The sequence below is a fragment of the Pseudomonas azotoformans genome, assembly GCF_900103345.1.
GTDB lineage: Bacteria > Pseudomonadota > Gammaproteobacteria > Pseudomonadales > Pseudomonadaceae > Aquipseudomonas > Aquipseudomonas azotoformans.
Map to the genome: position 1 here is coordinate 6,418,180 of NZ_LT629702.1, position 26,728 is coordinate 6,444,907.

The 26,728-nt window shown below is 62.7% G+C and carries 25 protein-coding genes; 14 read left to right on the top strand and 11 right to left on the bottom strand.

Going from position 1 to position 26,728, the window contains the following annotated elements; all coding sequences use genetic code 11:
- Positions 1-36: 36 nt before the first annotated feature.
- From BLR69_RS29150 to BLR69_RS29160, 3 genes are all read right to left on the bottom strand, one after another.
- Positions 37-1,224: a cyanate transporter gene (locus BLR69_RS29150; RefSeq protein WP_071496770.1), complete on the bottom strand. Its 1,188-nt coding sequence runs from the start codon at positions 1,222-1,224 to the stop codon at positions 37-39.
- Positions 1,225-1,428: 204 nt separating this feature from the next.
- Positions 1,429-2,871, bottom strand: a complete 1,443-nt coding sequence (locus tag BLR69_RS29155; RefSeq protein WP_071496769.1) for an aldehyde dehydrogenase family protein — start codon at positions 2,869-2,871, stop codon at positions 1,429-1,431.
- Entirely contained in the window at positions 2,868-4,493 is a 1,626-nt protein-coding gene (locus BLR69_RS29160; RefSeq protein WP_071496768.1) for a 5-guanidino-2-oxopentanoate decarboxylase, read from the bottom strand. Before BLR69_RS29160 ends, BLR69_RS29155 begins: the two co-directional genes overlap by 4 nt.
- 112 nt (positions 4,494-4,605) lie before the next feature.
- Here BLR69_RS29160 and BLR69_RS29165 point away from each other — a divergent pair, with 112 nt between their 5' ends.
- The gene (locus tag BLR69_RS29165) at positions 4,606-5,478 is read left to right on the top strand and encodes a LysR substrate-binding domain-containing protein (protein WP_071496767.1); all 873 of its coding nucleotides are present in this window, start codon (positions 4,606-4,608) and stop codon (positions 5,476-5,478) included.
- A 106-nt stretch (positions 5,479-5,584) separates the two neighbouring features.
- Here BLR69_RS29165 and BLR69_RS29170 read toward each other — a convergent pair whose 3' ends face one another.
- Together BLR69_RS29170 and BLR69_RS29175 are read right to left on the bottom strand one after the other, a co-directional pair.
- The gene (locus tag BLR69_RS29170) at positions 5,585-6,199 is read right to left on the bottom strand and encodes an NAD(P)-dependent oxidoreductase (RefSeq protein WP_071496766.1); all 615 of its coding nucleotides are present in this window, start codon (positions 6,197-6,199) and stop codon (positions 5,585-5,587) included.
- Between the two features lie 33 nt (positions 6,200-6,232).
- Positions 6,233-7,099, bottom strand: a complete 867-nt coding sequence (locus tag BLR69_RS29175) for an MBL fold metallo-hydrolase (protein ID WP_071496765.1) — start codon at positions 7,097-7,099, stop codon at positions 6,233-6,235.
- 104 nt (positions 7,100-7,203) lie between these two features.
- Here BLR69_RS29175 and BLR69_RS29180 point away from each other — a divergent pair, with 104 nt between their 5' ends.
- On the top strand, positions 7,204-8,109 hold the full coding sequence (locus tag BLR69_RS29180; protein WP_071496764.1) for a LysR family transcriptional regulator: 906 nt from the start codon (positions 7,204-7,206) through the stop codon (positions 8,107-8,109).
- Positions 8,110-8,207: 98 nt separating this feature from the next.
- The gene (locus BLR69_RS30995; RefSeq protein ID WP_165447907.1) at positions 8,208-8,384 is read left to right on the top strand and encodes a hypothetical protein; all 177 of its coding nucleotides are present in this window, start codon (positions 8,208-8,210) and stop codon (positions 8,382-8,384) included.
- Here BLR69_RS30995 and BLR69_RS29185 read toward each other — a convergent pair.
- Entirely contained in the window at positions 8,377-9,255 is an 879-nt protein-coding gene (locus BLR69_RS29185; protein WP_071496763.1) for a helix-turn-helix domain-containing protein, read from the bottom strand. The genes BLR69_RS30995 and BLR69_RS29185 overlap by 8 nt on opposite strands.
- 180 nt (positions 9,256-9,435) lie before the next feature.
- Here BLR69_RS29185 and pobA point away from each other — a divergent pair, with 180 nt between their 5' ends.
- Together pobA and BLR69_RS29195 are read left to right on the top strand one after the other, a co-directional pair.
- Entirely contained in the window at positions 9,436-10,629 is a 1,194-nt protein-coding gene (gene pobA / locus BLR69_RS29190) for a 4-hydroxybenzoate 3-monooxygenase (protein ID WP_071496762.1), read from the top strand.
- 66 nt (positions 10,630-10,695) lie between these two features.
- The gene (locus BLR69_RS29195) at positions 10,696-12,213 is read left to right on the top strand and encodes an MDR family MFS transporter (protein WP_071496761.1); all 1,518 of its coding nucleotides are present in this window, start codon (positions 10,696-10,698) and stop codon (positions 12,211-12,213) included.
- A gap of 131 nt (positions 12,214-12,344) precedes the next feature.
- On the opposite strand, the gene BLR69_RS29200 is transcribed toward BLR69_RS29195, so the two are convergent.
- From BLR69_RS29200 to BLR69_RS29210, 3 genes are read right to left on the bottom strand one after another with little or no spacing between them, the layout of a single operon-like run.
- Positions 12,345-13,184, bottom strand: a complete 840-nt coding sequence (locus BLR69_RS29200; protein ID WP_071496760.1) for a cache domain-containing protein — start codon at positions 13,182-13,184, stop codon at positions 12,345-12,347.
- A gap of 54 nt (positions 13,185-13,238) precedes the next feature.
- A complete protein-coding gene (cynS, locus tag BLR69_RS29205) occupies positions 13,239-13,709 on the bottom strand; it encodes a cyanase (protein WP_071496759.1) in 471 nt (156 codons plus the stop codon).
- Positions 13,710-13,736: 27 nt separating this feature from the next.
- The gene (locus tag BLR69_RS29210) at positions 13,737-14,366 is read right to left on the bottom strand and encodes a carbonic anhydrase (protein WP_071496758.1); all 630 of its coding nucleotides are present in this window, start codon (positions 14,364-14,366) and stop codon (positions 13,737-13,739) included.
- A gap of 111 nt (positions 14,367-14,477) precedes the next feature.
- On the opposite strand from BLR69_RS29210, the gene cynR reads away from it, so the two are divergent.
- Positions 14,478-15,344: a transcriptional regulator CynR gene (cynR, locus tag BLR69_RS29215; RefSeq protein ID WP_071496757.1), complete on the top strand. Its 867-nt coding sequence runs from the start codon at positions 14,478-14,480 to the stop codon at positions 15,342-15,344.
- Here cynR and BLR69_RS29220 read toward each other — a convergent pair.
- Complete coding sequence (locus BLR69_RS29220) at positions 15,319-16,089, bottom strand: transporter substrate-binding domain-containing protein (protein ID WP_071496756.1); 771 nt, start codon at positions 16,087-16,089, stop codon at positions 15,319-15,321. The genes cynR and BLR69_RS29220 overlap by 26 nt on opposite strands.
- 344 nt (positions 16,090-16,433) lie before the next feature.
- Between BLR69_RS29220 and BLR69_RS29225 the strand changes: the two genes are divergently transcribed.
- The 6 genes from BLR69_RS29225 to BLR69_RS29250 all read left to right on the top strand — a co-directional run bounded on the left by BLR69_RS29225 (position 16,434) and on the right by BLR69_RS29250 (position 24,251).
- A complete protein-coding gene (locus BLR69_RS29225) occupies positions 16,434-17,804 on the top strand; it encodes a glutamine synthetase family protein (RefSeq protein WP_071496755.1) in 1,371 nt (456 codons plus the stop codon).
- A 101-nt stretch (positions 17,805-17,905) separates the two neighbouring features.
- Entirely contained in the window at positions 17,906-18,505 is a 600-nt protein-coding gene (locus BLR69_RS29230; RefSeq protein ID WP_071496754.1) for a class I SAM-dependent methyltransferase, read from the top strand.
- A gap of 122 nt (positions 18,506-18,627) precedes the next feature.
- The gene (gene rnd / locus BLR69_RS29235) at positions 18,628-19,761 is read left to right on the top strand and encodes a ribonuclease D (RefSeq protein WP_058425099.1); all 1,134 of its coding nucleotides are present in this window, start codon (positions 18,628-18,630) and stop codon (positions 19,759-19,761) included.
- The gene (locus BLR69_RS29240; RefSeq protein WP_071496753.1) at positions 19,758-20,051 is read left to right on the top strand and encodes a YcgL domain-containing protein; all 294 of its coding nucleotides are present in this window, start codon (positions 19,758-19,760) and stop codon (positions 20,049-20,051) included. Before rnd ends, BLR69_RS29240 begins: the two co-directional genes overlap by 4 nt.
- 107 nt (positions 20,052-20,158) lie before the next feature.
- Positions 20,159-21,091: a D-2-hydroxyacid dehydrogenase gene (locus BLR69_RS29245; protein ID WP_071496752.1), complete on the top strand. Its 933-nt coding sequence runs from the start codon at positions 20,159-20,161 to the stop codon at positions 21,089-21,091.
- Positions 21,092-21,173: 82 nt separating this feature from the next.
- Positions 21,174-24,251, top strand: coding sequence for an OspG family effector kinase (locus BLR69_RS29250; protein WP_134434968.1), 3,078 nt, complete (start codon positions 21,174-21,176; stop codon positions 24,249-24,251).
- Between the two features lie 40 nt (positions 24,252-24,291).
- On the opposite strand, the gene BLR69_RS29255 is transcribed toward BLR69_RS29250, so the two are convergent.
- On the bottom strand, positions 24,292-24,876 hold the full coding sequence (locus BLR69_RS29255) for a nitroreductase family protein (protein WP_058425096.1): 585 nt from the start codon (positions 24,874-24,876) through the stop codon (positions 24,292-24,294).
- Positions 24,877-25,030: 154 nt separating this feature from the next.
- Between BLR69_RS29255 and BLR69_RS29260 the strand changes: the two genes are divergently transcribed.
- Both BLR69_RS29260 and BLR69_RS29265 read left to right on the top strand, forming a co-directional pair.
- Positions 25,031-25,480, top strand: coding sequence for a YcgN family cysteine cluster protein (locus BLR69_RS29260; RefSeq protein ID WP_071496750.1), 450 nt, complete (start codon positions 25,031-25,033; stop codon positions 25,478-25,480).
- A gap of 13 nt (positions 25,481-25,493) precedes the next feature.
- Positions 25,494-26,714, top strand: a complete 1,221-nt coding sequence (locus BLR69_RS29265) for a hypothetical protein (RefSeq protein WP_071496749.1) — start codon at positions 25,494-25,496, stop codon at positions 26,712-26,714.
- Positions 26,715-26,728 lie beyond the last annotated feature (14 nt).

The following is a 26,728-nucleotide window of genomic DNA, read 5'->3' on the forward strand; positions in this document are numbered from 1 at the left end:
GTTTGGTGTGAGACAAATACTGTTTGCAACACGACCTCAGCGGATATGTCGTGCGTAGTGCATTGGATTGAAGCGCGTGACGATCACCAGCATCAGCACGATCACTGCCGTCAGCGACCACCAGGCCCATTCGAAACTGCCCAGCTGATCGCGGATCATCCCGGCGATCAGTGGTGACAGCCCGGCGATCAGGTAGCCGATACCCTGCACAAAGGCGGTCAGGCCACCGGCGCGGCGCGGGTTGTCCAAGTGGTCGAGGGACAGGATCAGGCTCATCGGGAACAGGCCGCCGATGCCCAGGCCCAGCAGGCATGGCCACAACAGGCTCAGGTGATGCGGGCTGAGGATCAGGCCAAAGAAACCGAGGATGATCAGCACCAGCAGCACCGCCACCACCCCGCGTTTATCCCGGCGCCGGTTGGCGATGGCAGGGGTGACCAGGCCGGACACCACTTCCATGGCCGTCAAGAAGCCCAGCAACAGCCCGGCATTCTGCTCGCTCCAGCCTTGCTCCACGTAGTACGGCGCCAGCCACGCCAGTACGCAGGTGTAGGACGCAGTGCCCAGGCCGAAAAATACTGCGAGCAACCAGGCCCGGCCATTGCCGAAAAACGACTCCTGCGGCCCCGCACCGGCTTGCGGCAACGGCGGCAACACCGAGCGCTGCGCGTACCAGAATACCAACGCCAGTACCGCCAACACCGCCCAGATCGCCAGGCCGATGCGCCAACTGCCGGTCTGCACTTGCACGAACGGCGAGAACGATGCCGCCAGCGCCGCGCCGCCCATGATCGCGGTGACGTACAACCCCATGAACAGCGAAACATTGTCACTGAACCGCGACTTGATCAGTGCCGGCATCAACGCCTGGATCATCGCGATCCCCACACCGGCCGCGATGGCGCTGACGATCAACTCCAGCGCCGAGTCGAGGAACAACCGTGACAGCGTGGCCACGCCGATCACCAGCAGGGACACCACGATGCTGCGGTGTTCGCCAAAGCGTTTGGCCAGGCCCATGCCGAAGAACATCGCCAAGCCCATGGCCATCACCGGCAACATGGTCAACAACGCCGCGCTGCTGAAACTCAACGGCACATCGCCGCGAATCGATGACAACAACGGGCCGACCGCCGCCATCGACGGGCGCAGATTGAGGGCGACCAGCACGACGCTGGTCATCAGCCAGAGGGCGGTGGTGGGTTTTGCGTGAACGGTTTCCATGGGAGGCCCTTGAGTGAACAAGGGCGAATCAGGCCATGGGCGGGGGAGTGGGGCAAATGAGAAAGTCGCTAGGTCTATCTAAAAATTGCGCTGATCAAAATGTGGGAGGGGGCTTGCCCCCGATGGCAGTGTGTCAGCCAACAAATCTTTGACTGACCCACCGTTATCGGGGGCAAGTCGAATCGTCGCACCGCCCCTCCCACATTAGATAGAGCGGATCACATGCTTGATCTCCTGGAACGCCGCCAACCCCCACGGCCCCAACTCGCGGCCGATGCTGCTCTGCTTGTAACCGCCCCACGCGGTCTGCGGGAAGATCACTTGCGGCGCGTTGATCCACACCAGCCCGGCCTGCAAGGCATTCGCCACACGCTCGGCGGTTTCGGCATGGCGGCTGACCACACTCGCTACCAGGCCGAAATCGCTGTCGTTGGCCAGGGCGATCGCTTCTGCCTCAGAAGCAAAACGCCGGACACAGAGCACCGGGCCGAAGATCTCTTCGTTCCACAACGCGCTGTCCAGCGGCACATCGGTGAACACGGTGGGGCGAATGAAAAAGCCCTTGGGCAAGTCCGCCGGGCGGTCACCGCCACACAGCAAGCGGGCACCGTCTTCGATGCCGCGCTGGATATGCCCCAGTACCCGCTGATATTGCACGCGGTTGATCAACGCACCCATTTCCACGTCGTCGGCAAATGGGTCCGCCACGCGAATAGCTTCAGCCCGTGCCTGCACCCGCACCAGGAATTCATCGGCGAGCGAGTCAGCCACCAACACCCGGCTGGTGGCCGAACACATCTGCCCGGCGTTGAAAAAACCGCCGCCACAGGCCAGTTCCACCGCCAGGTCCAGATCGGCATCCGCCAGTACCAGCAGCGAAGACTTGCCGCCCAATTCCAGGCTCACGCCCTTGATGGTTTCGGCCGCGCGTTGCATCACCTGCACGCCAACGGCGTTACTGCCGGTGAACGATATTTTCGCCACCCGACGGTCTGCCGCCAGCGGTGCGCCGACCGCCAAACCTGTGCCACACACCAGGTTGAACACTCCAGCGGGCAAGCCGGCCTCGGCGATAATCCGCGCCAAGTGCAACTCGGCCAACGGCGTGACTTCCGAGGGCTTGAGCACCACGCAACAACCGGCGGCCAGGGCTGGGGCGAGTTTCCAGGCGGTGGTTACCATCGGGAAATTCCACGGTACGATCAGCCCCACCACGCCGCATGGCTCGCGGCGCAGGCGTGCGCTGAAGTCATCGCTGGGCAGTGCCACCGGCTGATCCTGAGCGGCTTCCATTTCTTCGGCAACGCTGGCGTAGTAGTCGAACGTGGCGATCACATCGTCCACATCAATTGCGGCTTCAAACAGAGGCTTGCCGTTGTTGCTCGATTGCAGGTGCATCAGCTGTTCGCGCTGTTCGCTCACGCCCTGGGCGATCTTGCGCAGCAGGGCGGCGCGATCACGGCCGGTGCTTTTCGACCAGCCGCTGAAGGCCGCGCTGGCGGCGTCGACCGCCTGGGTCACCGCTGTCGCGTCGCCGACGCTGACCTGGGCCAATACCGCCTCGGTGGCTGGGTTGATCACCTCAAGTGCTGCTTGACCGGCCCGCCACGAACCGTCGATGTAGATCCCGTTCAATACCGCGCTCATACCGCCACCTCCTTCATCCACAGGCCTTGGTCGATTTCAATCAGTGTTGGACCCTGGCGATCAGCGGCGCTGCGCAGTGCCGTACGCAGATGTGCGATGCCCTGGATGCTTTCAGCGGCACAGCCCAACGCCTTGGCTACGCCGATAAAGTCCGGGGTGTAGATGTCCACACCCACCGGCTCGATGGCGCGGTTGACCATGTATTTCTTGATCTCTTCATAGCCCTGGTTATTCCACAGCAGCACGATCACCGGCGTGCGCGCTTCCACGGCGCTGGCCAGTTCCGGCAGGCTGAATTGCAGGCCGCCGTCGCCGATCAGGCACACCACCGGTTGTCCGTCGCCGCGCCCCAGCCAGGCGCCGATGGCGGCGGGCAGGGCGTAGCCCAAGGTGCCGTAGCCGGTGGATGAGTTGAACCAGCGGCGCGGGTGGTCGAGGTTCAGGGTGAGGTTGCCGCTGTACACCGGTTGGGTCGAGTCGCCGACCAGCACGGCGTTGGGCAGCTCCTCCAGGACGGTGTTGAGGAACAGGGTTTGTGCGCGGGTGGCGGCGTCCCAGCCTGGGTTCAATTCGGCCCACAGGCGCGTAACACGCGCAGCGCCCCACGTGCTGTTGCGGGGTGGCAATGGCTTGCTGTTGAGCGCGTTCAACAAGGCTTCGGCAGCGATCTGTGCATCGGCCACCAAGGCAACCTGCGGCGGATAGTTGCGCACGGTCTGGTCCGGGTCGATGTCGATCCGCAGCAACGCGCCGGGAATCTCGAAGCCACCGGCGAAGGTGACGTCGTAGTCGGTCTCCGCCAGCTCCGTGCCGATGGCCAGCACCACGTCGGCTTCGGCGACCAAGGCGCGGGTGGCGACCAGGGTCTGGGTCGAGCCGATCAACAGCGGGTGGTTGGCAGGCAGCATGCCTTTGGCGTTGATCGTCAGGGCTACCGGTGCGCCGAGGGCCTCGGCCAATTGCGTGAGTGCTGCGGCGGCGTCGATGGCGCCGCCCCCGGCCAGGATCAACGGCTGCTCGGCCGCCGCGAGCAACTGGCTCATCTGCTTGATCGCCGACGGCGCCGCACCGGCGCGCGCCACGCTGACCGGCTCGCTGCCCAGCAGCGCGTCGGCGTTTTCCACCAGCACATCCAGCGGGATTTCAATATGCACCGGGCGTGGTCGCCCGGCCTGGAACAACGCAAAGGCCCGCGCCAACACGCCGGGCAACTCGGCCGCCGACATCAGAGTGTGGGAGAACGCCGCCACACCGGCGATCATCGCGCCCTGGTTCGGCAGCTCATGCAACTTGCCGCGCCCGCCGCCCAATTGGCTGCGCGACTGCACGCTGGAAATCACCAGCATCGGGATCGAGTCGGCGTAGGCCTGGCCCATGGCGGTGGTGATATTGGTCATGCCGGGGCCGGTGATGATGAAGCACACGCCGGGCTTGCCGCTGGTGCGCGCATACCCATCGGCCATGAAGCCGGCGCCCTGTTCGTGGCGCGGGGTGACGTGACGGATGCTGGAACGGGCCAGGCCACGATACAACTCCACGGTGTGCACGCCGGGGATGCCAAACACCTGGTCCACGCCATAGCCTTCCAGAAGGTTGACCAGTACTTCGCCGCAGGTCGCCATAAACGTCGCTCTTATTGTTGAGATAAGGCGTTATTGGACCGGCTGGCCGGTAGCGGCAACAATCGATAAAAAGTCATACTAGCCATGTCCTCACGTCATGGCTGCGCCCCCGATGAAACGCCTTCCGCCGCTGCCCGCGTTGTACACCTTCTGGATCACGGCCCAGTGCTGCAACTTCACCCGCGCCGCCGAGCAACTGCACATCACCCAGGGTGCGGTGAGCCGGCAGGTTGCCGGGCTGGAAAGCCACCTGGGCTACGCGCTGTTCCAACGCCAGGCGCGGGGCTTGAGCCTGACCGAAGAAGGCCGCGAATGGTCATTGCGCGCGCAGCAGGTGTTTGGCCTGATCGGCGAGGCGGTGGAGCAGATCGGCAGTCGCCGCCAGGTCCTGCAGCTCAAGGCCTCCACCTGTGTGATGCGCTGGCTGTTGCCGCGCTTGATGCAGTGGCAAAAAGAGCGCCCGGACGTGCCGGTAGAGCTCACCACCACCGTGGCCTACACCGTGGACTTTCGCCGCGAGCAATTCGATGCGGCAGTGATCTATGCGCCCATCGCCGAGCAGTCGGCCGAGGCGCGGCATCTGTTCGACGAACAACTCACCCCGGTCTGCACCCCTGCGATGCTCGGCGTTCTGCACTCACCGGCAGACCTGCAGCAACAGGTTCTGCTGCATCCCACAAGGGATGAGCGGGATTGGGCGTTGTGGTTGAAGGCGGCGAAGACGCGACTGGGTAACCTGAGCCAGGGGCATCATTTTGAGACGCTGGATTTGGCGATGACGGTGGCGTCGCAAGGCTCCGGCGTGGCGATTGGCGACCGTGCGTTGATTGGCGAGGATTTGAAGGCCGGGCGGTTGGCGACACCCTTTGAACTGCGAGTGCCGACGGGGATGGGCTATTACCTGGTGTATCCACCGGGCACCGAGCCTTCGGCGGGGCTTGAAGCGTTGATGGATTGGTTGGTCACCCAAGCCAAAATCTGCTGACACTCACATTTCAAATGTGGGAGGGGGCTTGCCCCCGATAGCGGTAGATCAGTCACACCTGTATTGACTGACACACTGCAATCGGGGGCAAGCCCCCTCCCACATCTCAGTAGCCGACGGTGAAGCGCTGGCGCGAGTGCTTCGGCGATTCGACTTCGTCGATCAAGGCGATGGCGTAGTCAGCAAAGCTGATCCAGCTGCGACCTTCACTGCTCACCAGCAGATCGTCCTGGCCCACGCGGAATTGACCGGTGCGCTCGGTCTCGACGAACTCCGCCGAAGGCGACAGGAAGGTCCAGTCCAGCTCTTTTTCCTGACGCAGCGTGTCGAGAAACACAGCGCCTGCACTGGCTTCGGCTTTGTACTCAGCCGGGAAACCTGCGCTGTCGATCACCCGAGCGCCACCCGGCAGCAACAGCGAACCGGCACCGCCCACGACCAGCAGGCGTTTCACCCCGGCGTTCTTCACCGGCCCGATCACCGCGCTGGCCGGCAGAGTGGCGAAGTGCGCGGCGCTGATCACCACGTCACTGCCGCTGATGGCCTGTTGCAGGGCGTCTGCGTCCAGGGCATCCACCTGCTTGACGGTGACGCCAGGGCGCGCCGCCAGCTTGTCGGTGTTACGTGCGATGGCTACAACGCTATGCCCGCGACGCAGGGCTTCTTCCAGCAGTTGGCTACCGGCCCGGCCGGTGGCCCCAATGATTGCAATCTTGCTCATGACGTTCTCCAGTACGTTAGGGTTTAAAACCATTCACCACTTCATTTCGCCCTTGGCGACTTTGGCGCTCAGTTCCAGCGAGCTTTCGTCGGCGAGGGTCGGGTAACGCTGTTTCATGGCCGCGATCAGGGCGGCGGAATCCTTGGCCTTGGCGGTTTCGGCGTCAAAGGCCTTGATGTAGTCAGCAGTAAATTTCACCGATTGGACGGACGGCGTACCCAGGTAATGGCCCGGGATCACGGTGTGCGGTTTCAGGTCTTCAATGCGTTGCAGGGTCGCCAGCCAGTCTTTGTGGGATTGCGCGCTCTGGGTATCGGCCATCCACACATGAATGTTCTCGGCGACGACCACGCCACCGACCACGGCCTTGATCGACGGGATCCACACAAAACTGCGGTCCGGCTGCGCGCCGTCCAGGCCGATCACCTCCAGTTGCTGGCCTTCCAGGCTCAGGCTGTGGCCTTGAAGTACCTGCGGCACGATGGTTTTAGACGGCTTGTCGGCACCCATTTTCGGGCCCCAGAACGCAAGCTTGCCGGCCACGGTCGCCTTGATGTGATCGACCACCGGTTGCGGCGCCAGCACCTTGGCGTCGGGGAAGGCGGCGGTGAGGGTGTCGAGGCCGAAGTAGTAGTCCGGGTCGCCGTGGCTGATGTAGATGGTGGTCAGGTGTTTGCCGCTGGCGCGGATCTTCTGCACCAGTTGTTCGGCCTGGCCTTTGCCGAACTGGGCGTCCAACAGGATCGCATCCTTGGCGCCGCTGACCAGCACCGAGGTGACCGGGAAGATCGCGGCTTCGCCCGGGTTGTACACATCCAGCTTCAGCTCGGCGGCGGCCGCATGGGCGGCGAAGGCCAGGGCGGCGGTGGCCAGGGTCAGGCGCTTGAGGGTTGAGAACATCGGGCAGCTCCAGCATCGGTAAAGGATGCACAGAGCTTAGTTGCACAAAACCAGACTAAAAATGCGATGCTGGGACATAGTTTGTTTCTGAAATCGGGCAAATCATGGATCGTCTTCAAGCAATGCGCGTGTTTGTCACCGTGGTGGACCTGGGCAGCCAGTCCGCCGCCGCCGATCATCTGGACCTGTCGCGCCCGGTGGTGTCGCGCTACCTGGCCGAGCTGGAGGACTGGGTCGGCGCACGTCTGCTGCACCGCACCACGCGCAAGCTCAGCCTCACGGCAGCGGGCGGTGAAACCCTGCCGCGCTGTCGACAATTGCTGGAGCTGTGCTGCGATATGCAGGCCGCCGTCAGCGAGCCCGATGACGCGCCCCGTGGCCTGCTGCGCCTGAGCGTCAGCACCTCGTTCGGCCAGGCGCAATTGGCCGAGGCCATCGCCGAGTACGTCAAGCGTTACCCGTTGGTGACCGTCGACCTGCAAATGCTCGATCGTACGGTGAACCTGGTGGATGAGCGCATCGACCTGGCCATTCGCACCAGCAACGACCTGGACCCCAACCTCATCGCCCGGCGCCTGACCCTGTGCCGTTCGGTGGTATGCGCCTCGCCGGCGTATCTGCTGGCGCATCCAGCGCCGCAGAAAGTCGAAGACCTGGCCGGGCACAACTGCCTCACCCATTCCTATTTCGGCAAGAGCCTGTGGCATTTCGAAGAGCGGGGCGAGCATGTCTCGGTGCCCATCACCGGCAATATCACGTCCAACGAGGCCAGCACCTTGTTGCGTGTGACGCTGGCCGGGGCCGGCGTGGCGATGCTGCCCACTTACCAGGCCGGCGATTACATCCGCCGGGGTGAACTGGTGCGCCTGCTGCCCGACGCCGAGCCCCGGCAGATGAACATCTACGCGGTGTACGCCTCGCGCAAGCACATGCCGTCGGCGCTGCGCAGCCTGTTGGATTTTCTGGTGCTGAGGTTTCCGGAGGAGCCTGCGTGGGACGTTGGTCTGTAGGGCGACATAAACCTGTTGAATGTCGTCCGATAATGGCAACTCGCCCTGGTTGACCTATGCTTTAAACAGCACCGTTTAGATCCGCAGAGGTCTGTGCCATGAGCATTAAAACCAGAAAGTACCTGATGATTGTCACCCTGTGCGCCATCGCCAGCGCGCTTTACGGGACCGCTGCTTACCGTGTTGAACTGACCCGCATGCAGCCGACCTTTGCGATCAGCTGCCATCAGGACCAATGCGTACCCCATACCGGCAGTTTCAGTGCGCTCAGGTAACCGGCTGTTCAGCCTTGAGTTGCTCACGAAACGCCTTGGGTGAGAACCCGACCCGGCGGCGGAACAGCCGCGAGAAATTGGTCGGGTCGGAAAAACCCAGCACTTCTGACATTTCATTGATGGTCATGCTGGTGTACGTCAGCAGGCGCTTGGCTTCCAGCAATTGGCGGTCGTGCATGATCTGCAGCGCAGGCTGCCCACCCAATTCCCGACAGGTGCCGTTCAGGTGTGAGACCGAGATGCCCAGCTTGTGGGCCAAGTCTTCGATTTTCGGGTGTTCGCGGTAATGCTGTTCCACCAATTGGGTAAAGCGGCGGAAGTATTCACGCCCCCTCGGCGCGCGTGGGTGGCGCTTCTGGATAGCCTGGCGGCTGATCCACACCAGCAATACGCTGACCAGCGCGTGCATCATCATGTCCCGGGCTGGTTGTTCGTCGGCGTATTCATCCTGCAAGCGGGCGAACTGGCTGTTCAGGTAATCACTGTCCTTGCCTGCCGGGTAACTGCCCAGGGACTGCAAACCGTCCACCGTCGCCCCCAGTTGTGCCTGCAGGTGGCTGACCAGCGGCGCGGCGAGGGTTACTACGTAGCCTTCGACATCCTCGGGAAACCGAAAACCGTGCACGCACAGTGGCGGCAGGACTTGTAGCGTCGATTCGTGCAGCGTGCTGCGCTGGCCTTCGATTTCCAGTTGTGCCTGGCCTTTATGCACATACAGCAACTGGCACAGATCCGCGTGCCGGTGGGGCTGGATTTCCCACTGGTATTCCCTGCTGCGTCGGGAAATGGTTTCGCAGTGCAACAAATCGGGGGTTGGCCATTGCTGGTGTTCCCCGTAAAGCTTGAAGACCGGAATCGCGGTTTTGGTCATGGTTTCAATCCGATACCCAGGAGAGTGGTGCGGTAATCGCCCCAATTGGCAAAAAGCGCAGGCTTTGGCTCAGTTTTCACCTTCTTATGCCGGCCACTCAAGTGAAAAATGTCAGCAACAAGACCAATGACAACTCTTTCACTCAATCCGTTCGGGTGGAACTTGCGGGCCATAAAAATAATGAAAACGCTGAAAACCCAAGTCGCCATTATCGGCGCCGGTCCCTCCGGACTGTTGCTCGGCCAACTGCTGCACAATGCCGGTATCCAGACCCTGATCCTCGAGCGCCAGAGCGCCGACTATGTACAAGGCCGCATCCGTGCCGGGGTGCTGGAACAAGGCATGGTCGACCTGCTGCGGCAGGCGGGCGTCAGCCAGCGCATGGACAACGAAGGCCTGGTGCATGAGGGCTTCGAGTTGGCGCTCAATGGCCAGCTTACCCACATCGACCTCAAGGCGCTGACCGGCGGCCAGACGGTCATGATCTACGGCCAGACCGAAGTCACCCGCGACCTGACGGCAGCCCGTGCCGCCGCCGGTGCCATCACCTTGTATGAAGCCCATGACGTGCAACCCCACGAGCTCAAAAGTGATCGACCCTGGCTGACCTTCAAACATCAGGGCGAAGCCTTCCGCCTGGAGTGCGACTACATCGCCGGTTGCGATGGCTACCACGGGGTTGCGCGCCAGTCGATCCCGGCCGAATCACTGAACGTTTTCGAACGGGTCTACCCCTTCGGCTGGCTGGGTATCCTCGCCGATACGCCGCCGGTTCACCCTGAACTGGTGTACGCCAAACATCCGCGTGGCTTTGCCTTGTGCAGCATGCGATCGCCGACGCGCAGCCGTTATTACCTGCAAGTCCCGGTGGAGGAGCCGCTTGATGAGTGGTCCGATGCGCGCTTCTGGGACGAACTGAAAACCCGCCTGCCCAGCCACCTTGCAGCCGACCTAGTGACCGGCCCGTCGATCGAAAAAAGCATCGCGCCGCTGCGCAGCTTTGTGGTGGAGCCGATGCAGTACGGGCGCCTGTTCCTGCTCGGTGATGCCGCGCATATCGTGCCGCCCACCGGGGCCAAGGGCTTGAACCTGGCGGCCAGTGACGTGAGTACCCTGTATCGGATTCTGCTCAAGGTCTACGGCGAGGGGCGGGTGGATTTGCTCGAACGCTATTCCGCCATCTGCCTGCGGCGTGTGTGGAAGGCCGAGCGCTTTTCCTGGTGGATGACCTCGATGCTGCATCAGTTTCCCGAGGCGGATGGCTTCAGCCAGCGCATCGCCGAGAGTGAGCTCGATTACTTCATCCACTCCGAGGCCGGGCGCAAGACCATCGCCGAAAATTACGTCGGGCTTTCTTACGAAGCTATCGAATAGCCTGCTATCGTATCGAGCATTCCCGCGGGCCGCCTTTTCCCGCGGGCCCTGCTCGAAGGTCTTGCCGTGACGCACCTCAATCAGCCCGTTCCGCCGCTGCCCGCTGTGCGCAGCATCCTCGCCTCACTGATGATGGCGATCTTCCTGGGGGCCTTGGACCAGACCATTGTCGCCGTGTCCATGCCCGCAATTTCCGCCCGGTTCCACGACGTCAACCTGCTGGCCTGGGTCATCTCCGGCTACATGGTGGCGATGACCGTGGCGGTGCCGATCTACGGCAAGCTTGGCGACCTGTACGGGCGCCGGCCGATGATGCTGATTGGCATGGGCCTGTTCACCCTGGCCTCGCTGTTTTGCGGCATGGCGCAAAGCATGGAGCAACTGGTGCTGGCGCGGATCCTCCAGGGCATCGGCGCCGGCGGCATGATTTCGGTGAGCCAGGCGATCATCGGCGACATCATCCCGCCCCGCGAACGCGGGCGCTACCAGGGCTATTTCAGCAGCATGTACGCGGTGGCCAGTGTGGCCGGGCCGGTGCTCGGCGGCTACATGACCGAGTACCTGTCGTGGCGCTGGGTGTTCCTGATCAACCTCCCATTGGGCGCCGGCGCCTGGTACGTGGCCCATCGCACCCTGGTCGGGCTGCCGGTGCCGCAGCGCAAGCCGATCATCGATTACCTCGGCACGCTGCTGATGATCATCGGCCTCACCGCCTTGCTGCTGGGCATCACCGAAATCGGCCAGGGCCAGCATTGGCGCAGCGACTCGGTGCTGGGCTTGCTGGCGTGTGCGCTGGTGGCGTTGACGGTGTTTGTCTGGCATGAGCGGCGTGCACGGGAGCCGTTGTTGCCGATGCATCTGTTCGCCAACCGCAGCGCGGTGTTGTGCTGGTGCACGATTTTCTTCACCAGCTTCCAGGCGATTTCCCTGACGGTGCTGATGCCGCTGCGTTATCAGACGGTGACCGGCTCAGGCGCGGACAGCGCGGCCCTGCACCTGCTGCCCCTGGCGATGGGCTTGCCGATGGGCGCCTATTTTGCCGGGCGCATGACCTCGGTGACCGGCCGTTATAAACCGATGATCCTCAGTGGCGCCTTGCTGAGCCCCTTTGCGATTCTCGGCATGGCCTTGAGCGCGCCCCAGGCGGTGGGGCTGACGGCGATGTTCATGTTGCTGTGCGGGATCGCCGCCGGCATGCAATTCCCCACTTCGCTGGTGGGTACGCAGAACTCGGTGGAACAACGCGACATCGGCGTCGCCACCAGCACCACCAACCTGTTCCGCTCCCTCGGCGGAGCAGTCGGGGTAGCGTGCATGTCGGCGCTGTTGCTGGCGCTGTTGCAGGACTCCAGCTTCGCCCACCTGGCCAGCGGCGCGCTGGTGGCCGAGGGCAGTTCCGGCAATGTGCTGCTCGACGGCCTCAACGCCGCCCCCGGCCCAGCGCAGGACGCCCTGCGCGGGGAACTGGCGGTGACCTTCCGGCATTTGTTGATGGTGAGTGCGGCGGTGTCGCTGCTGGGGCTCACGGCGGCAATCGCAATGCCCAACCGGGTGCTGCGCGGCCGCGAAGACAAAGCTAAGTAACGGGCACCACGAGGAACCAAATGTGGGAGCGGGCTTGCTCGCGAATGCAGTGTGTCAGTCAAAGATGTTTCAACTGAAGCACCGCATTCGCGAGCAAGCCCGCTCCCACAGTTTTGACCGCGTTTCACCCTTCAAGGGCTGTAGTAACCCACCGCTACCATGAAATGCCCGGCCTTGCGCACATACGCGTGCTTGTTCTCGACCTTGTCGGTCACCGGGTTTTTCCAGCGGTATTTATATTCGCCCTGGTCCTGCTCGGCCATCAGCTTCAGGATCGGCTCGCCCACCGGCTTGCCGTCGGGGTCCTTGATCTTGCTGAAGTCGGTGTTGATCAGGCGCAGGTTGGTGCCGTGCGCCACATAGCGCTGGGTATCGAGGTCGACCACGAACACATAGAGGTCATCCTGCAGGAAACCGCCTTGCAACGAATTGATGGCCTTGAGCGTGCCGGGTTCATCCTTGAGCAGTGCGTTCACCGCCTTGTTGCGCAGGGCCCGGGCCTGTTCCGGCGTGGCCCGGGGCAAGTAGTAACCCACCGCCAGGATGCGTTCGCCCACGCGCTGATAAAACACATGCTTGTGTTCGACCTTGCCGTCGTTCCAGTTCTGCCAGCGGTAATCGGCCTGTTGGATGCCCTGGCCTTCCGGCACCGTCAGCGCGGCCTTGAATGACTGGCGCAACTCCGGCCCGAGCACCTCGGACACGTCGCGGCCGATCAAGGCGGAAGATGGACCGCCACTGGCCAGCAGCACGCCCTGGGTGTCGACCACGAACACATAGCGGTCGTGGTCGACAAACTCGCCCTGGCGACTGAACGCGGCAAACGCCTTGTCGCCATTGCTCTGGTAGTAAACCAAGGCTTTTTCCAGCAATGCCTTGGCGGCCTGGGCGTTCTCATCCTGAGCCGTTGCGGCGTGCACCTGGCTGAAACACAACAGCAGCAGCCAGGTGAGTCGAAGCAGTGCCTTCATTACCGGTCCCTCGTTCTTGTTGATGTGACAAGAGCGTAGACGGTTGCGGGCCACTCAGAAGGGTTTGGTCGGCAGGTACTTGCCATCCAGGGTGATCACCGCGCGGGAGCCTCCGTCCGGGTCTTCGACCTTCTTGATGTCCAGCTTGAAGTTGATCGCACTGATGATGCCGTCACCGAATTGCTCGTGCACCAGGGCCTTGAGGGTCGAGCCATAGACCTGGAGCATTTCGTAGAAGCGATACATCGTCGGGTCCGTCGGTACACCGCCGGGAAAGCTGCCGCGCAGGGGCACGCTTTGCAGCAGGCGGCTGGTGTCCTGGTCCAGGCCGAGCTTATCGCACACCACGTCAGCGGCCTCCTTGGGCAACGGGTGCTGGCCGAGCAGGGCGGCGGTGACGAACGCCAGGCTCAGGCCGGTGCCGTCGGTGAGGTCCTGCCAGGACAGGTTCTTGCGCGCCTTGAGCTCGATAACGGTGTCGGCCAGGGCCAGGCGTGGGGTTTGGGCGAAGTGGGATTGCAACATGGTGTGGTCCTCTTGGTTGGGATAGGGTCAGGCAGCGTGAATCTGATCCAGCAGCGACACGAAGCCACCGCTGCGTTGGTCCAGGGCGTCGATGGCGCCGGTCTCGATGTCGTATACCCAGCCATGCAGGGTCAGCCGGCCTTGCCCGAGCGCCAGGGCGACCGAAGGGTGAGTCTTGAGGTTGGCCAGTTGCGCGATCACGTTTTCGCGCACCAATGAACTCAGGCGGGCGGCGTCCGAGGCATGCTCGCGGGCGGCGTTGATCAGCTTGGCCGACTCGGCGTGGCGCAACCAGTTGGCCACGGCCGGCAGGTGGTCCAGGCATTTGCAGGTGGAGATCGCGGTCATGGCACCGCAGTCGGAATGGCCGCAGATCACGATATCGCGCACCCCCAGCACCGCCACTGCGTATTCGACCGTGGCCGACACACCGCCGGGCTCCGGGCCGTAGGACGGCACGATATTGCCGGCGTTGCGGATCACAAACAGATCACCGGGTTCCTGCTGGGTCAGCAGTTCCGGAACCACCCGGCTGTCGGAACAGGACACGAACAACGTGCCAGGGTTCTGGGTGGTGGCCAGGTGCTTGAACAGGTCGCTGCGTTGGCCGAAGGCTTCTGACTGGAATTTGCGAAAGCCGTTGATGAGGTCTTGCATGGGGTTCTCCTTGCGTCGCTGATGGGGCAAGGATGGAAGTTTTCAGCTATAGCGTCCAAGACCGGCTTATTATGGTTTCTATAAGTCATGCCTATAGCTGGAGGCCCGCCGATGCTGTTGCGTCATATCCGTTACCTGCTGGCCGTTGCCGAGCATCGCAATTTCACGCGTGCCGCCGAGGCGCTGCACGTGTCGCAGCCGACCTTGTCGCAACAGATCAAACAGCTGGAAGACACCCTCGGTGCGCCGTTGCTGGACCGCTCCGGGCGCAGTGTCAGCCTCACTGATGCCGGCGCCGCCTATGTGCGCTTTGCGCGCCTGGCTTTGCAGGACTTGCAGGCGGGCACGCGGGCCATGCATGACGTGCAGGACTTGAGCCGGGGCAGCCTGCGCCTGGCAATGACCCCGACCTTCACCGCCTACCTGATCGGCCCGTTGTTGGCGCGGTTCAACGCCCTGTATCCGGGAATCACCCTGAGCATCGAAGAGCTGACCCAGGACCGCATGGAAGCCGCGCTGACCGAGGACCTGCTGGATATCGGCATCGGTTTTACCGGCGAGCATCTGCCGGATATCCAATGCGAAGGGCTGTTTGCCGAAGCGTTGAGCGTGGTGGTGGGGGCTGGCCATCCTGGGTTGGACGGCCGGCGGTGGCTGGAGCAGCCGATGGTGCTGCTCAACCCAGGCTTCGCGACACGGCGCTACATCGATGGCTACTGCCGCGATCAAGGGGTAAAGCCGCTGATTGCGATGGAAGCCAACTCCATCAGCGCGATCATCGAAATCGTGCGCAACACCCACCTGGCAACCATCCTGCCCAGTGCGATTGCCCAGGCCCAGCCAGGGTTGCGTGCGGTAGCGATCGAACCGGCGTTACCGCAACGCACCGTGGCACTGCTCAGTCGCCAGGGTGCCTATCGCAGCGCCGCGTGCCGGGCCTTTGTCGCGTTGATCAAGGCGCCGCCAGCCACTGATTGACGATGCCGTCATACACCCCGGTGGCCACGCTCAGGTGCAGCCACTGGTCGACGTAGCTCTTCCATGCCACGTCATCGCGGGGCAGCAGGAAGGCTTTCTCGCTGTATTGCATCTGCCGTTCCGGGTTGACCGCGCACAGCCCGGGCTTGAGCTTTTGCTGGTAACGCGCTTCGCTGGCGTCGGTGATCATCACGTCGGCCTTGCCGGCCAGCAGTTCGTCGAAGATGGTCACGTTGTCGTGCAAACGGATCTGTGCCTGGCCCAGGTGGGCCCGGGCAAACACTTCGTTGGTGCCACCCGCCGGTTCGATCACGCGCACATTCGGCTGGTTGATCTGCTCGACGCTCTGGTAACGCTGCACGTCGGCGCAGCGCACCAGGGGGATCTTGCCGTCGACGCCGAGGGCCTGGCTGAAGAAGGCTTTTTTCTGGCGCTCCAGGGACACCGAAATGCCGCCCACCGCGATGTCGCAGCGCTGGGCGAGGAAGTCCGGCATCAGGCTTTTCCAGGTGGTAGGCACCCAGTGGATCTTGGCGTTGAGGCTCTTGGCCAGGGATTCGGCCATCGCAATGTCGATGCCTTCATAGGTGCCGTCGGCGCGCAGCGAGGTGTAGGGCTTGTAGTCACCGGTGGTGCAGACGGTGAGCGTGCCGCGTTCGAGCACCTGGTCAAGGCGCGAGGGCGCGGTGTCGGCCAGGGCGCTGGTGGCCAGGCCGAGTACACACAGGGCAAAAAGAGCTTTCATGCGGTCGAGTCCTTGGGGGCATGGTCGGGCGGCCATTATTTCCAGCGTGGGGCAGGGTGGCAAGGCACGATGAATGTTTAGCCAAGTTGCAACCAAACTCCGTCAACCCTGAATTTAACCGCCCTATGCCGGCGTGTGACGCTGGCAGTTATCTCTCGCACTGTGATCCCCGCATGGACGGCTCCTCCGACACTCACCCCGCGACACTGCCGTCCGCCCTCGCGTTCTGGGCTTTGTTCCACTGCCGGCACGCCCGCCCACCAGATAGCGCATTCCTACGTTGATCCATCCCCTGGATGGCGTGCACCTGCGCGCCTGCCCGACCCCTACGTATGAGAATGCCCATGAGTGTCTTTGCCTGCCTGCAGGAAGCCCAGTCCTTCCTTGAACAACACCCGGACATCGAGATGTTCGAGCTGTTTATCCTCGACAACAACGGCGTGCCACGCGGCAAGTTGCTGCACCGCGACGAACTGCTGGCGGTGTACGAGAGCGGGCGCCCTTTGCCCAGCACCATCCTCGGCTTGACCATCAACGGCGACGACGTGGAAAACTCCGGGCTGGTCTGGGAGGTGGGCGATATCGACTGCCGGGCCTACCCGATCAGCGGCAGCCTGCAACGCATGCCGTGGCGGTTGATCCCCACTGCGGCGGTGCAAGTCAGCATGCACCCCAGCGAAGGCCTGCCTGCCACCGTGGCCGACCCTCGGCATCTGCTGGCCAAGGTGATCGATGGGCTCAAGGCCGACGGTTATTACCCGGTGATGGCGGCCGAGCTGGAATTCTACTTGCTCGACCAGAAACCCGACGCCAATGGTCGCCCGCAACCGGCACGCGATGTGGACGGCGGACGGCCGCGCTCGACCCAGGTCTACGGCCTGCGTGAGCTGGAGCAGATCGAGCCATTTCTCGCCGACCTCTACAGTGCCTGCAAACTGCAAGGTATTCCGGCGCGCACCGCCATTTCCGAATACGCGCCGGGCCAGGTGGAGATCACCCTGGAACACCGCACCGACGCCCTGCAAGCCATGGACGAAGCGGTGCGCTACAAACGCCTGGTCAAGGGTGTGGCGCATAAACACGGGATGACCGCTTGTTTCATGGCCAAGCCGTTCGACGACCTGGCCGGCACCGGCATGCACATGCACGTGAGCCTGGCGGACGCCGAGGGCAATAACCTGTTCGCCAGTGAGGCCGCTGATGGCACGCCACTGTTGCGCCAGGCGGTGGGCGGCATGCTCAGTACCTTGCTCGATTCTTTGCTGATGTTCTGTCCCAACGCCAACTCATACCGCCGTTTCCAGACCAACAGCTACGCACCACTGGCCGCCACCTGGGGCGTGGACAACCGCACCGTCAGCCTGCGCGTGCCGGGCGGGCCGGCCAATTCGCGGCATATCGAGCACCGTATCTGCGGCGCCGACGCCAATCCCTACCTGGCTGCCGCCGCCATCCTGGCTGGGATCCATCGCGGCATCCGTGAACAACGCGACCCCGGTGCTCCGGTAGAAGGCAACGGCTACGCCCAGGCCAAGGAGCTGTTGCCCACCGACTGGCTCACCACCCTGCGTGCGCTGGAGGCTTCAGATTGGGCGCGGGAAGCGTTTGGCAGTGAGTTCCTCGGCGTGTACCTGGCGGTAAAACGTGCTGAATACCGCCAGTTCATGGGCGAGGTGGGGGAGCAGGATTGGCGGTGGTATTTGCACCCGGCGTGATCGATTGGGTGGCAATGACGGTTTCGACCTTTTTTTCACGTTGCGCTGGTTAAGCTGCGAATCAAGGTCGTTCACTGCCGTTCCACCCATATGAGCCCGCAATGTCGCCACACACGCCTTCCTCCATCGAGATTGAATACGCCGAGCGCTGCGGCCGTGAGCACGCCAGGGTCTGCGGCGACACGCGCCCGCCCGGGCTGATGCAGCGCCTGGCAGCCTGGCGCGACGAGTGGTTGGTACGTCAGGCCTTGAAGGTCGCGGGTGAGCCGGGCCTGATCCTCGACCTCGCCTGCGGTTCGGGGCGCTTCTGGCCGGTGCTGGCCGAACACGTCAACCGGGTCATCCTGGCGTCGGACAACTCCCAGGACATGCTCGACCACGCGCTGACCCACCACCCGGCGGCCCTGCTCAAGCGGGTCAAGACATTCCAGGGTTCGGCGTTTTCCATCGGCTTGTCGGCGAATGCGGTGGACTGCATTTTCTGCCTGGAATTGTTTCGCCATGTGCCCAGCAGTGAAGGGCGCCAGGCATTGCTGCGTGAGTTTCACCGGGTCAGTCGCGACTCGGTGATTGTCTCTGTACCCTCTCGTACAAGCGTTGAGGACGAGTTCCGCCAGGCCGGCTTCAAGGTCCTGAGCCATCACGAGTTCATGCCGGGCTCCAACCAGTGGCGGGTCTACGTTCTTCGTAAGAGAGGATAACTCCCGCCTGTCGGACTATTCTTCATCTCCTGTCTGAGTTTTCATGGTCGGCTGTGCACTGCGGATGCTCGCTAGCCCCTTTCGCGATATATACTGCGCGCCATTCTTCAAGGGAGAGCCGTGTGGCCATCGATATTCACTGGATCTGCGACAACGATAGCCTCGGCCAGCATTGCGCCGAATGGCAGCAGTTGCCATTCGTCGCCCTCGACACCGAATTCATGCGGGTCGACACCTTTTATCCCATTGCCGGGCTGATCCAGATCGGTGATGGCGTGCGCGCTTACCTGATCGATCCCCTGACCATCGACAACTGGCAACCCTTGGCTGCGCTGCTGGAGAACCCGGCGGTGATCAAGGTGCTGCACGCCTGCAGCGAAGACCTCGAAGTGTTGCTGCGCCTGACTGGCAGCCTGCCCGCGCCTTTGTTCGACACCCAATTGGCGGCGGCTTACCTGAACCTCGGTTTCTCCATGGGCTACTCGCGCCTGGTGCAAGCCGTGCTGGATATCGAGCTGCCCAAGGGCGAGACCCGTTCGGACTGGCTGCAGCGGCCCTTGTCCGAGACCCAGGTCAGCTACGCCGCCGAAGACGCGGTGCACCTGGCCGAGGTCTATACGCGGCTGCGTCCGCGCTTGACGGACGACAAGTACGCCTGGGTGCTGGAAGACGGTGCCGAGCTGGTCGCCAACCTGCGCCGCGAAGTCGACCCGTACGAGGTGTACCGCGACGCCAAGCTGGCATGGAAACTGTCCCGCGCCCAGCTCGCCGTGCTGCGTGAACTGTGCGCCTGGCGCGAGCAGCAAGCCCGCGCCCGTGACTTGCCGCGCAACCGCATCATTCGTGAACACTCGCTGTGGCCCTTGGCCAAATCCCAGCCGGACAACCTCGCCGCCCTGGGCAAGATCGAAGACATGCACCCGCGTACCGTGCGTCAGGACGGCCAGTTCCTGCTGGACCTGATCAAGCGTGCCGGCAGCGTGCCCATGGACCAATGGCCGCCCGCCGTTGCCGAGCCTTTGCCGGTGGATGCCGCCGCACTGATCAAGCAACTGCGCGCCCTTGGCCAGGCTGAGGCCGAACGCCTGGACATGGCGCCGGAACTGATGCTGCGCAAGAAAACCCTCGAAGCCCTGGTCAAGAGTGGCTACCCCGATGGGCCTTACCAATTGCCAGACTCGCTGCGTGGCTGGCGCCGCGAGTTGATGGGCCAGGCGCTGCTCGACAGCCTGGCCACCGCCGGAGAACAGCCTTGAAACGTATTTGCTCCATCTACCGCAGCTCCAAACGCACCGGTATGTACCTCTATGTGCTCAAGAGCGATGCCCTTGAGCGTGTGCCTGACGCGCTGATCACGATTTTCGGCAAGCCGGCCCACGCGTTCGACCTGGTGCTGACACCCGAGCGCAAGCTGCAACAGGAAGACATCGTGCAAGTCCTGGAAAACCTCGACAAGCAGGGCTATCACCTGCAAATGCCGCCGGCCGAGGACGAGTACATCGAACACTTGCCCGAAGAGCTGCTGCGCCGCAACGACCCGATGTGATCGACCGGTGCCCCGTCCGGGGCACTCGCTTCAATGGAATCGTATAAGTGGGCGGTGGCCGTAAGGATGCGGGCGGCCGTCCGTAGTGTTTTTGAAAGGTTTTATGCATGCGTGTTCTGATTGCTGAACAGGATCACCCGCTCTACGCCCAATTGCTCGGCGAAGCGGCACAGGACCTTGAAGTGCTGACCAGCGGCGACTCGGCCGAACTGTCGCGCCTGGCCGCCGATTGCCCGGTATGGCTGGGCCAGCCGGACCTGTTGGCCACATTGTTACGACAGGGCCATCACCCGCAATGGCTGCAATCGACCTGGGCGGGCATCACGCCGCTGCTGGCCGACGGCTTGCCGCGTGATTATCGATTGACCCGTGCCGTAGGCATCTTTGGCCAGGTCATGGCTGAATTTGTCCTCACTTATATGCTCGGCCATGAGCGCGAAGTGCTGGCCCGCCTGGTCAGCCAGGTCGAGCGCAAATGGGACAACCGCATGGGCCAGAGCCTGGCGGGACGCAAGGCGTTGATCGTCGGCACCGGCGATATTGGCCAGAGCGTTGCCGAGTTCCTCGTGCCGTTTGGCGTGAAGCTGTATGGCATTGCCAGTTCCGCACGCGAGCAGGCGCCGTTTATCGAAGTGGCCGGGCTCGACCAGTTGGGCCGGCTGGTGGGCGAGGTGGACTACGTGATCAACCTGCTGCCCAACACGCCGAGTACCCACGATCTCTACGACGCGGCGCTGTTCAAGCAATTCAAGCCGACCGGGCTGTTCATCAATGTCGGGCGTGGCGTGGCGGTGGTGGATGCCGATCTGGTCGAAGCCTTGAAAGAAGGGCATTTGGCCGGTGCGGTGATCGATGTGTGCCGCCAGGAGCCATTGCCGCAACGGCATCCGTTCTGGACGGCGTGGGGGCTGCTGCTCACCGGCCATAGCTCCGCGCCGACCTCGCCGGAATTGATGGTGGAGTTGTTTGTGCAGAACCTGCGGGCGTACCAGGCCAAGACCGCATTGCGCGGTGAAGTGGATTTCGACCGCGGTTACTGATTACACCTCACCGTCCTGCTGGAACCGTTTTGCCAGGTTCCAGCACCAAGAGTGACTCCTTGGCCTCGGACAGGTGAACACCATGACCGCTATCGACGCTGCTCCCCGTGTTTCATCCCCGCTTGTTCAGGCGGGCAACGTGAACACTCCCCTCCCCGTAGTCGCCAGCCCCAGCGAAACCGCTCCGGCCGGCCCGGCCCCTGCACCCGTACTGGGCAATTTCGGCGGGGCGCTCTCCTGGCCGGTTCCGCTGACTGAATCGCAGCGCCAAGCCATCCTCGACCTGATGCCGGATAGTCGCAAGGGCGTGCTGGGGTATTTGCTCAGCGGTAGCGCGGTGGCCAATGCCGATCTGCAAAACCCGCCGCTCGCCCTGCAAAAACTGCTGGCTTCACCCAAGGCGCAGGCACTGTGGCAGGTCATCCAGAGTGAACTCGGTGGTTTGCCGACAGACGCGAGCAGCAATGATTACGTGATGGCCGCCATCCATTTAGGGCTGGATCCGCAGAACTCGATCGACGGATTTATCCAGAGGCAAAGCAGGTACTGGGGTCAGCCGGCTTCAGTGGTGATCGAGGGGGTGGGTGCCCATCTGGTCGAGCAAGGCCGGGCGACGCCTCAAACTGCGACATTTGCGGCGCATTTGCTCCTTGCTGCACGGGCTCCCGAGTTTCTGGTCAAGGACATCCCCGCCAATGTGACTTACGGCAGCCTCATCTGGGCGCAACTGGCGATGGCGACCGCCCGGGTCGAAGCCGCTTCGCCTGGGGCCACGCGCTCGATGAGCTATGCCGAAGTACTGGCGAAGGCCGGGCAGACCGGTTCTGACGGCCTGCATACCCAGCACGTGCAGCGTAAGGCGTTGACCGACTGGGCGGTGGCCAATGGCGTGCTCGATGCGACATCGACGTTGACTGACAGTGACCTGGAGCACGCGCGCGAGGCCTACAACGGCCAATTGAGCGCGTTGATGAAAGCCAGCGCTGCCGTGCAAACCGAGATCCCCAGCCGCCGCGCGATGGCCTTGGCCCGACTCCAGGAATGCTTTCCCGGGGTTGACCCGAGCGTGTTCGAGATCCGCAATATCCAGAAGGCCTGGCTGAGGCCGGGACGCCCCGGGCTTTTTCCTGGGATGCGCTCCATGCTTGATATTGTGATGGAGGGCGCGCCGCCGGGTCACCAGGAGCATTGGATATCCAAGGATCCCCGGATCCCGGTCAAGCGGTTCTGCCAACTGTACGAAGGCGGCGCCTTCAAAGTGGCCGAGGCGTTCAAGAGCCAATATGACCTGGCTATCCAGTCGCTTGAAAACGGGCACAAAGGCCTGGCCAGTTACCTCGTTTCCACGCTGCCACTGGAGGACCGGAACAACTTCAAGCACGGCAAGCTCGAGTTCTTCCATACCAACGAATACACCATGGCCACGGATTTCCTTACGCCGCTGGCCCTCAAGACGCGCGGGCATACCCTGCATGTCAAGACAACGCGGGGTAGGGAGGTCAACGTCTATGAGATTGATACGCGCAGCGGCACGATACAAAAACAGAATCACTTGAGGGGGCGCTATACGGAGCCGTACACCGCCAGGAATATGGAGTCCAGGACCGCGAACGTCGTCAGTAAAACCGTGCTCTTCGACACGTTGAGTGCAGAACAGGGGGCGAGTGGCAACCGATTCGACGCCATTGGCGATGTGTTCGCCAGGTCACTGGACCTGAAAAACGAAGACGTGTTGGCGTATGCCAGGGGTGTCACCTCTTACGATGAAAACCGGGCGACCAACCACGCTATCGGGGAGTTCTTCTTGAATCTGATCCCCTTCAGGTCTGCCATCGTCAACTTCATCAAGGGCAACTATGGCGAAGGGGCGCTTGATCTGGGGCTGGATGTGGTCGGCTTGTTGACCTTGGGCGCGGGCAAAGCCGCCCAGGCCGGAAAAGCTTTTTCCAAGGGGGTGACCAGCATTCGCGGGCTGTCGAAAGCGCTGCGTTTTGTTGGCCTGACAGCCATTGAAGCCTTCAACCCGGCGGCGGGGCTTGGGGATCTGGTGGTGGGAAGCGCCAGGCTGTTGCACAAGGGAGGACGCCTGGGATTACGGGGCGTCAATAAACTCACGGGGCGCACCGCAAGCTATGACCTGCTGAAGGCCGCGAGCCAACAGCACGGTGTGGCCGCCACCGGCACATTCAAGGTGGCCGGCCAGACGCTGGAAGGCGGCGCGGTGCTCAAGGAGGGCAAGTGGTATAGCTTTGATGCTGACCGGATGCAGGCCTATGGCAGCCCGCTGGAAGACTTCGCCGCCAAGTCGCGCGCTGTGGACGGTGTGATTGCCACCGTTGAAGTTGCGCCTGGCCGTGAGCTGAGCAACACGCTGTTTCGCGAGTACCGGGTGCCCGAATCCAACCTTGCCGGGCGCACGCGCAACAGCCAGGGCGTGTATAGGGCGGCGGATGGGCACACCGCGCATATCCGGCATATCGACAGCAGTGGCCAGGCGGCGGTCTATGAAGTGCGTGAAGTCACCCGCACGCCTGAAGGCGTGGTCCAGGCGCGCATCTACAGTGCCAATCGGCAGACCCCGCTGCTGGTGCAGCATGTGCAGGGCGACCAGTGGATGCGCTTGGGGGCAAGGGGTGGGAACCCGCCCAGCGTTGCATCAGACCTGGGGCGGATGATGGGCGGGGGCTCCGAGAGCCGTCTTTATGAAAGTCTTGACGGCATTCATGTCTATAAGGAAACCCGGGAGCCGGGTCATGTAAAAGTGCCTGATTACTTCGAGCGGCAAGCGGCTTGCCTGAATGAGTATTACGGCGAAGGGTTTGCCATGACGCTGTTCGAAAACGGCCGCGGCTATATAAAAATGAAAAAGATCGACGGAGTCGCGCTGGATGCCATTGCGCCGCGCAGTTTGCCGAAGAAAGCACAGCAGGCACTCGATGAGATGCTGGCAGACCTGCAGAAAAAAGAGATGTTTCCCAACGATGCGCAGTTGTCCAACTTCATGTATTCGGCAAAGGAAAACAAAGTCTACCCAGTGGATTTCGACTTTCCGCCCCAGGATGTCCTGCACTTTGATGAGTCGACGTTTGCGATACACCGGGATGACTTCCTGCGTGACGCCGACAAGCTCAGGGCGCAGTTCCGTCAGATGATCGCGTAGATCGCACAACTGCCCCCTCGGGGGCAGTGTTCATCCGGTACTACAGGCTGAAATCACCTTCGGACACCAGCTCGCTCAGTGGCTTGCGCGGGCTCGGTGCTTCACGGCCTTGCAGGTACTCCGGCAGGCTCGATTTGTCCCCCAGCTTGCCGACCGCCACGGCGGCATGCAGCGCATAACCTTCGGGGATCTTCAGCTCTTTGCGGGTCAGTTCTTGATCGAAGCCGGCCATGCCGTGGGTGTGCCAACCGCTGAGGCTGGCTTGCAGCGCTAGGTGGCCCCAGGCGGAACCGGTGTCGAAGGTGTGCCACAGCGCCGGGGTTTCTTCCGTGGCGCCGGGGGCGGTGAAGTCGGTTTTCGAGGCGATGATCACCAGGGCCGACGCATGTTGTGCCCAGCCACGGTTGAATTCATTCAGCAAACCCAGGAAGCGCTCCCAGTCCGGCGTGTCGCGGCGTGCGTAGAGAAAGCGCCAGGGTTGGGAGTTGTAGGCGGAGGGTGCCCAGCGTGCGGCTTCGAAGAAGCTCAGCAGGGTTTCCTTGGAGATGCTCTCGCCGGTGAAGGCGCGAGGCGACCAGCGGTCGGTGAACTGGGTGTGGATCGGATAGTCGGCAACACGTGTCATGGAGCAGTTCCTGATCGTCAATTCGGCCCTCAAAGCTACTGCGCAGCCACTAGACTGACAAGTGTTGTAACACCGCCAGTCGTAAGCGCTTGGATCCCGCAGCCGTGGGCACTAGACTGGCGGCCTTTTCACCTACCGATACTGATGTAGAGCCATGGCCGCCAAAGTCGAACCTTTCTGGATACGCAAAACCCTCGAACACCTCGACCAGGAGGAGTGGGAGTCGTTGTGCGACGGCTGTGGCCTGTGCTGCCTGCAAAAGCTTGAAGATGAAGACGACAACAGCGTCTATTACACGCGTATCGCCTGCAAACTGCTCGACCTCAAGACCTGCCAGTGCACCGACTACCCCAACCGTCGTGCGTCGGTGCCGGACTGCATCCAGCTCACCCCGGGCCAGGCCGACCAGTTCAAATGGCTGCCGCCCACCTGCGGCTACCGCCTGGTCAGCGAGCGCAAGGACTTGCCGCTGTGGCACCACCTGGTCTGCGGCGACCGTGATGCCGTGCACCATGAACGCATTTCCCAGTCCGGGCGCATGCTCAGCGAAGGCAGCGTGCCCGAGGAAGACTGGGAGGACTACCTGATTTTCCGCGCGGGCTGAAAGGGGAGTGTGTATGAGGGTGGTAACCAAGCTGGCGGCAAGCCTGGTGTTGTTGGCACTCAGTCAGCCTGGGTGGTGCGCGAAGAAAGTCGACCTGGATTATCACGTCAAACTGCTGCCCCAGAGCGATCAGGCCGAGGTGCGCCTGAGCCTGTCCCAGGGCTCGGCGGTGCGCAGCCTGAACTTCGATTTAGGCCGCGACGGTGACTACAGCGACTTCAAGGCCGACGGCCAGTGGAGCGTCAAGGAGCACCGTGGACTCTGGCAACCCAGCGCCGACAAGGCCAGCCTGACCTACCGCGTACGCCTTACCCATGCGCGCAAGCCGGGCACCTACGAAGCACGGATGATACCGAGCTGGGCGCTGTTTCGCGGCGAAGACCTGGTACCGACGGCGCGGCTCGACCAACAGGACGGCGTGGAATTGGTCTCGCGCCTGGTGTTCGAACTGCCGGCCGGCTGGAAAAGCGTCGAAACCGCCTGGCCACGCATCGGCAAGAACAAGTTTCGCATCGACAACGTGTCGCGCCTGTTCGACCGGCCCACCGGCTGGATGCTCGCTGGCAACCTCGGCAGCCGCCGGGTGCGCCTGGGCGAAACCGAAGTCACCGTGGCTTCGCCCAAGGGCCAGGCCATGCGCCGTATGGATGTGCTGACGCTGCTGACCTTTGTCTGGCCGCAAGTGGAAACGGCGTTTCCGCGGCACCCGGCCAAGTTGCTGGTGGTCGGCGCCAGCGACCCGATGCGCCGTGGAGCCTTTTCGGCGCATGACTCGGTCTTCCTCAACAGCCGCACCCCGTTGGTCAGCGAGCACGGCGGCAGCCCGTTGGTCCGCGAAGTGGTGCAGGCGATAGGGCGTTTCAACGATCACGACACCAGTGATTGGATCAGCGAAGGCCTGGGCGAGTATTACGCCATCGAATTGCTGCGCCGCGCCGGCGGCATTACCGATGAGCGTTATCAGGCGATACAGGCGCGCTTGGCGAAGGAAGGCAAGGACGTGACCAGCCTGCGTGGCGAGCACGTCAGCGGCGCGACAGTGGCACGGGCGGTGGTGGTGTTGCAGGAGCTGGATCGCGAGATCCGCGTGAAGACCCATAACAAGCGGTCGCTGGATGACCTGACGCAAGCAGTGATGCGGGCCAACCGCATCACCACGGCGGAGTTCGTGCAGCTTGCCGAGAGCATCATCGGCGAGTCGTCGGTGGTGCTCGACAGCAAGTTGCTGCACTGATCCCAAGCCTTGCA

Bases quoted from the DNA above. Each gene is read 5' to 3' on its own strand.
- BLR69_RS29150 (WP_071496770.1), bottom strand. From the start codon at position 1,224: ATGGAAACCGTTCACGCAAAACCCACCACCGCCCTCTGGCTGATGACC.
- BLR69_RS29155 (WP_071496769.1), bottom strand. From the start codon at position 2,871: ATGAGCGCGGTATTGAACGGGATCTACATCGACGGTTCGTGGCGGGCC.
- BLR69_RS29160 (WP_071496768.1), bottom strand. From the start codon at position 4,493: ATGGCGACCTGCGGCGAAGTACTGGTCAACCTTCTGGAAGGCTATGGC.
- BLR69_RS29165 (WP_071496767.1), top strand. From the start codon at position 4,606: ATGAAACGCCTTCCGCCGCTGCCCGCGTTGTACACCTTCTGGATCACG.
- BLR69_RS29170 (WP_071496766.1), bottom strand. From the start codon at position 6,199: ATGAGCAAGATTGCAATCATTGGGGCCACCGGCCGGGCCGGTAGCCAA.
- BLR69_RS29175 (WP_071496765.1), bottom strand. From the start codon at position 7,099: ATGTTCTCAACCCTCAAGCGCCTGACCCTGGCCACCGCCGCCCTGGCC.
- BLR69_RS29180 (WP_071496764.1), top strand. From the start codon at position 7,204: ATGGATCGTCTTCAAGCAATGCGCGTGTTTGTCACCGTGGTGGACCTG.
- BLR69_RS30995 (WP_165447907.1), top strand. From the start codon at position 8,208: ATGAGCATTAAAACCAGAAAGTACCTGATGATTGTCACCCTGTGCGCC.
- BLR69_RS29185 (WP_071496763.1), bottom strand. From the start codon at position 9,255: ATGACCAAAACCGCGATTCCGGTCTTCAAGCTTTACGGGGAACACCAG.
- pobA (WP_071496762.1), top strand. From the start codon at position 9,436: ATGAAAACGCTGAAAACCCAAGTCGCCATTATCGGCGCCGGTCCCTCC.
- BLR69_RS29200 (WP_071496760.1), bottom strand. From the start codon at position 13,184: ATGAAGGCACTGCTTCGACTCACCTGGCTGCTGCTGTTGTGTTTCAGC.
- cynS (WP_071496759.1), bottom strand. From the start codon at position 13,709: ATGTTGCAATCCCACTTCGCCCAAACCCCACGCCTGGCCCTGGCCGAC.
- BLR69_RS29210 (WP_071496758.1), bottom strand. From the start codon at position 14,366: ATGCAAGACCTCATCAACGGCTTTCGCAAATTCCAGTCAGAAGCCTTC.
- cynR (WP_071496757.1), top strand. From the start codon at position 14,478: ATGCTGTTGCGTCATATCCGTTACCTGCTGGCCGTTGCCGAGCATCGC.
- BLR69_RS29220 (WP_071496756.1), bottom strand. From the start codon at position 16,089: ATGAAAGCTCTTTTTGCCCTGTGTGTACTCGGCCTGGCCACCAGCGCC.
- BLR69_RS29225 (WP_071496755.1), top strand. From the start codon at position 16,434: ATGAGTGTCTTTGCCTGCCTGCAGGAAGCCCAGTCCTTCCTTGAACAA.
- BLR69_RS29230 (WP_071496754.1), top strand. From the start codon at position 17,906: ATGTCGCCACACACGCCTTCCTCCATCGAGATTGAATACGCCGAGCGC.
- BLR69_RS29245 (WP_071496752.1), top strand. From the start codon at position 20,159: ATGCGTGTTCTGATTGCTGAACAGGATCACCCGCTCTACGCCCAATTG.
- BLR69_RS29250 (WP_134434968.1), top strand. From the start codon at position 21,174: ATGACCGCTATCGACGCTGCTCCCCGTGTTTCATCCCCGCTTGTTCAG.
- BLR69_RS29255 (WP_058425096.1), bottom strand. From the start codon at position 24,876: ATGACACGTGTTGCCGACTATCCGATCCACACCCAGTTCACCGACCGC.
- BLR69_RS29260 (WP_071496750.1), top strand. From the start codon at position 25,031: ATGGCCGCCAAAGTCGAACCTTTCTGGATACGCAAAACCCTCGAACAC.
- BLR69_RS29265 (WP_071496749.1), top strand. From the start codon at position 25,494: ATGAGGGTGGTAACCAAGCTGGCGGCAAGCCTGGTGTTGTTGGCACTC.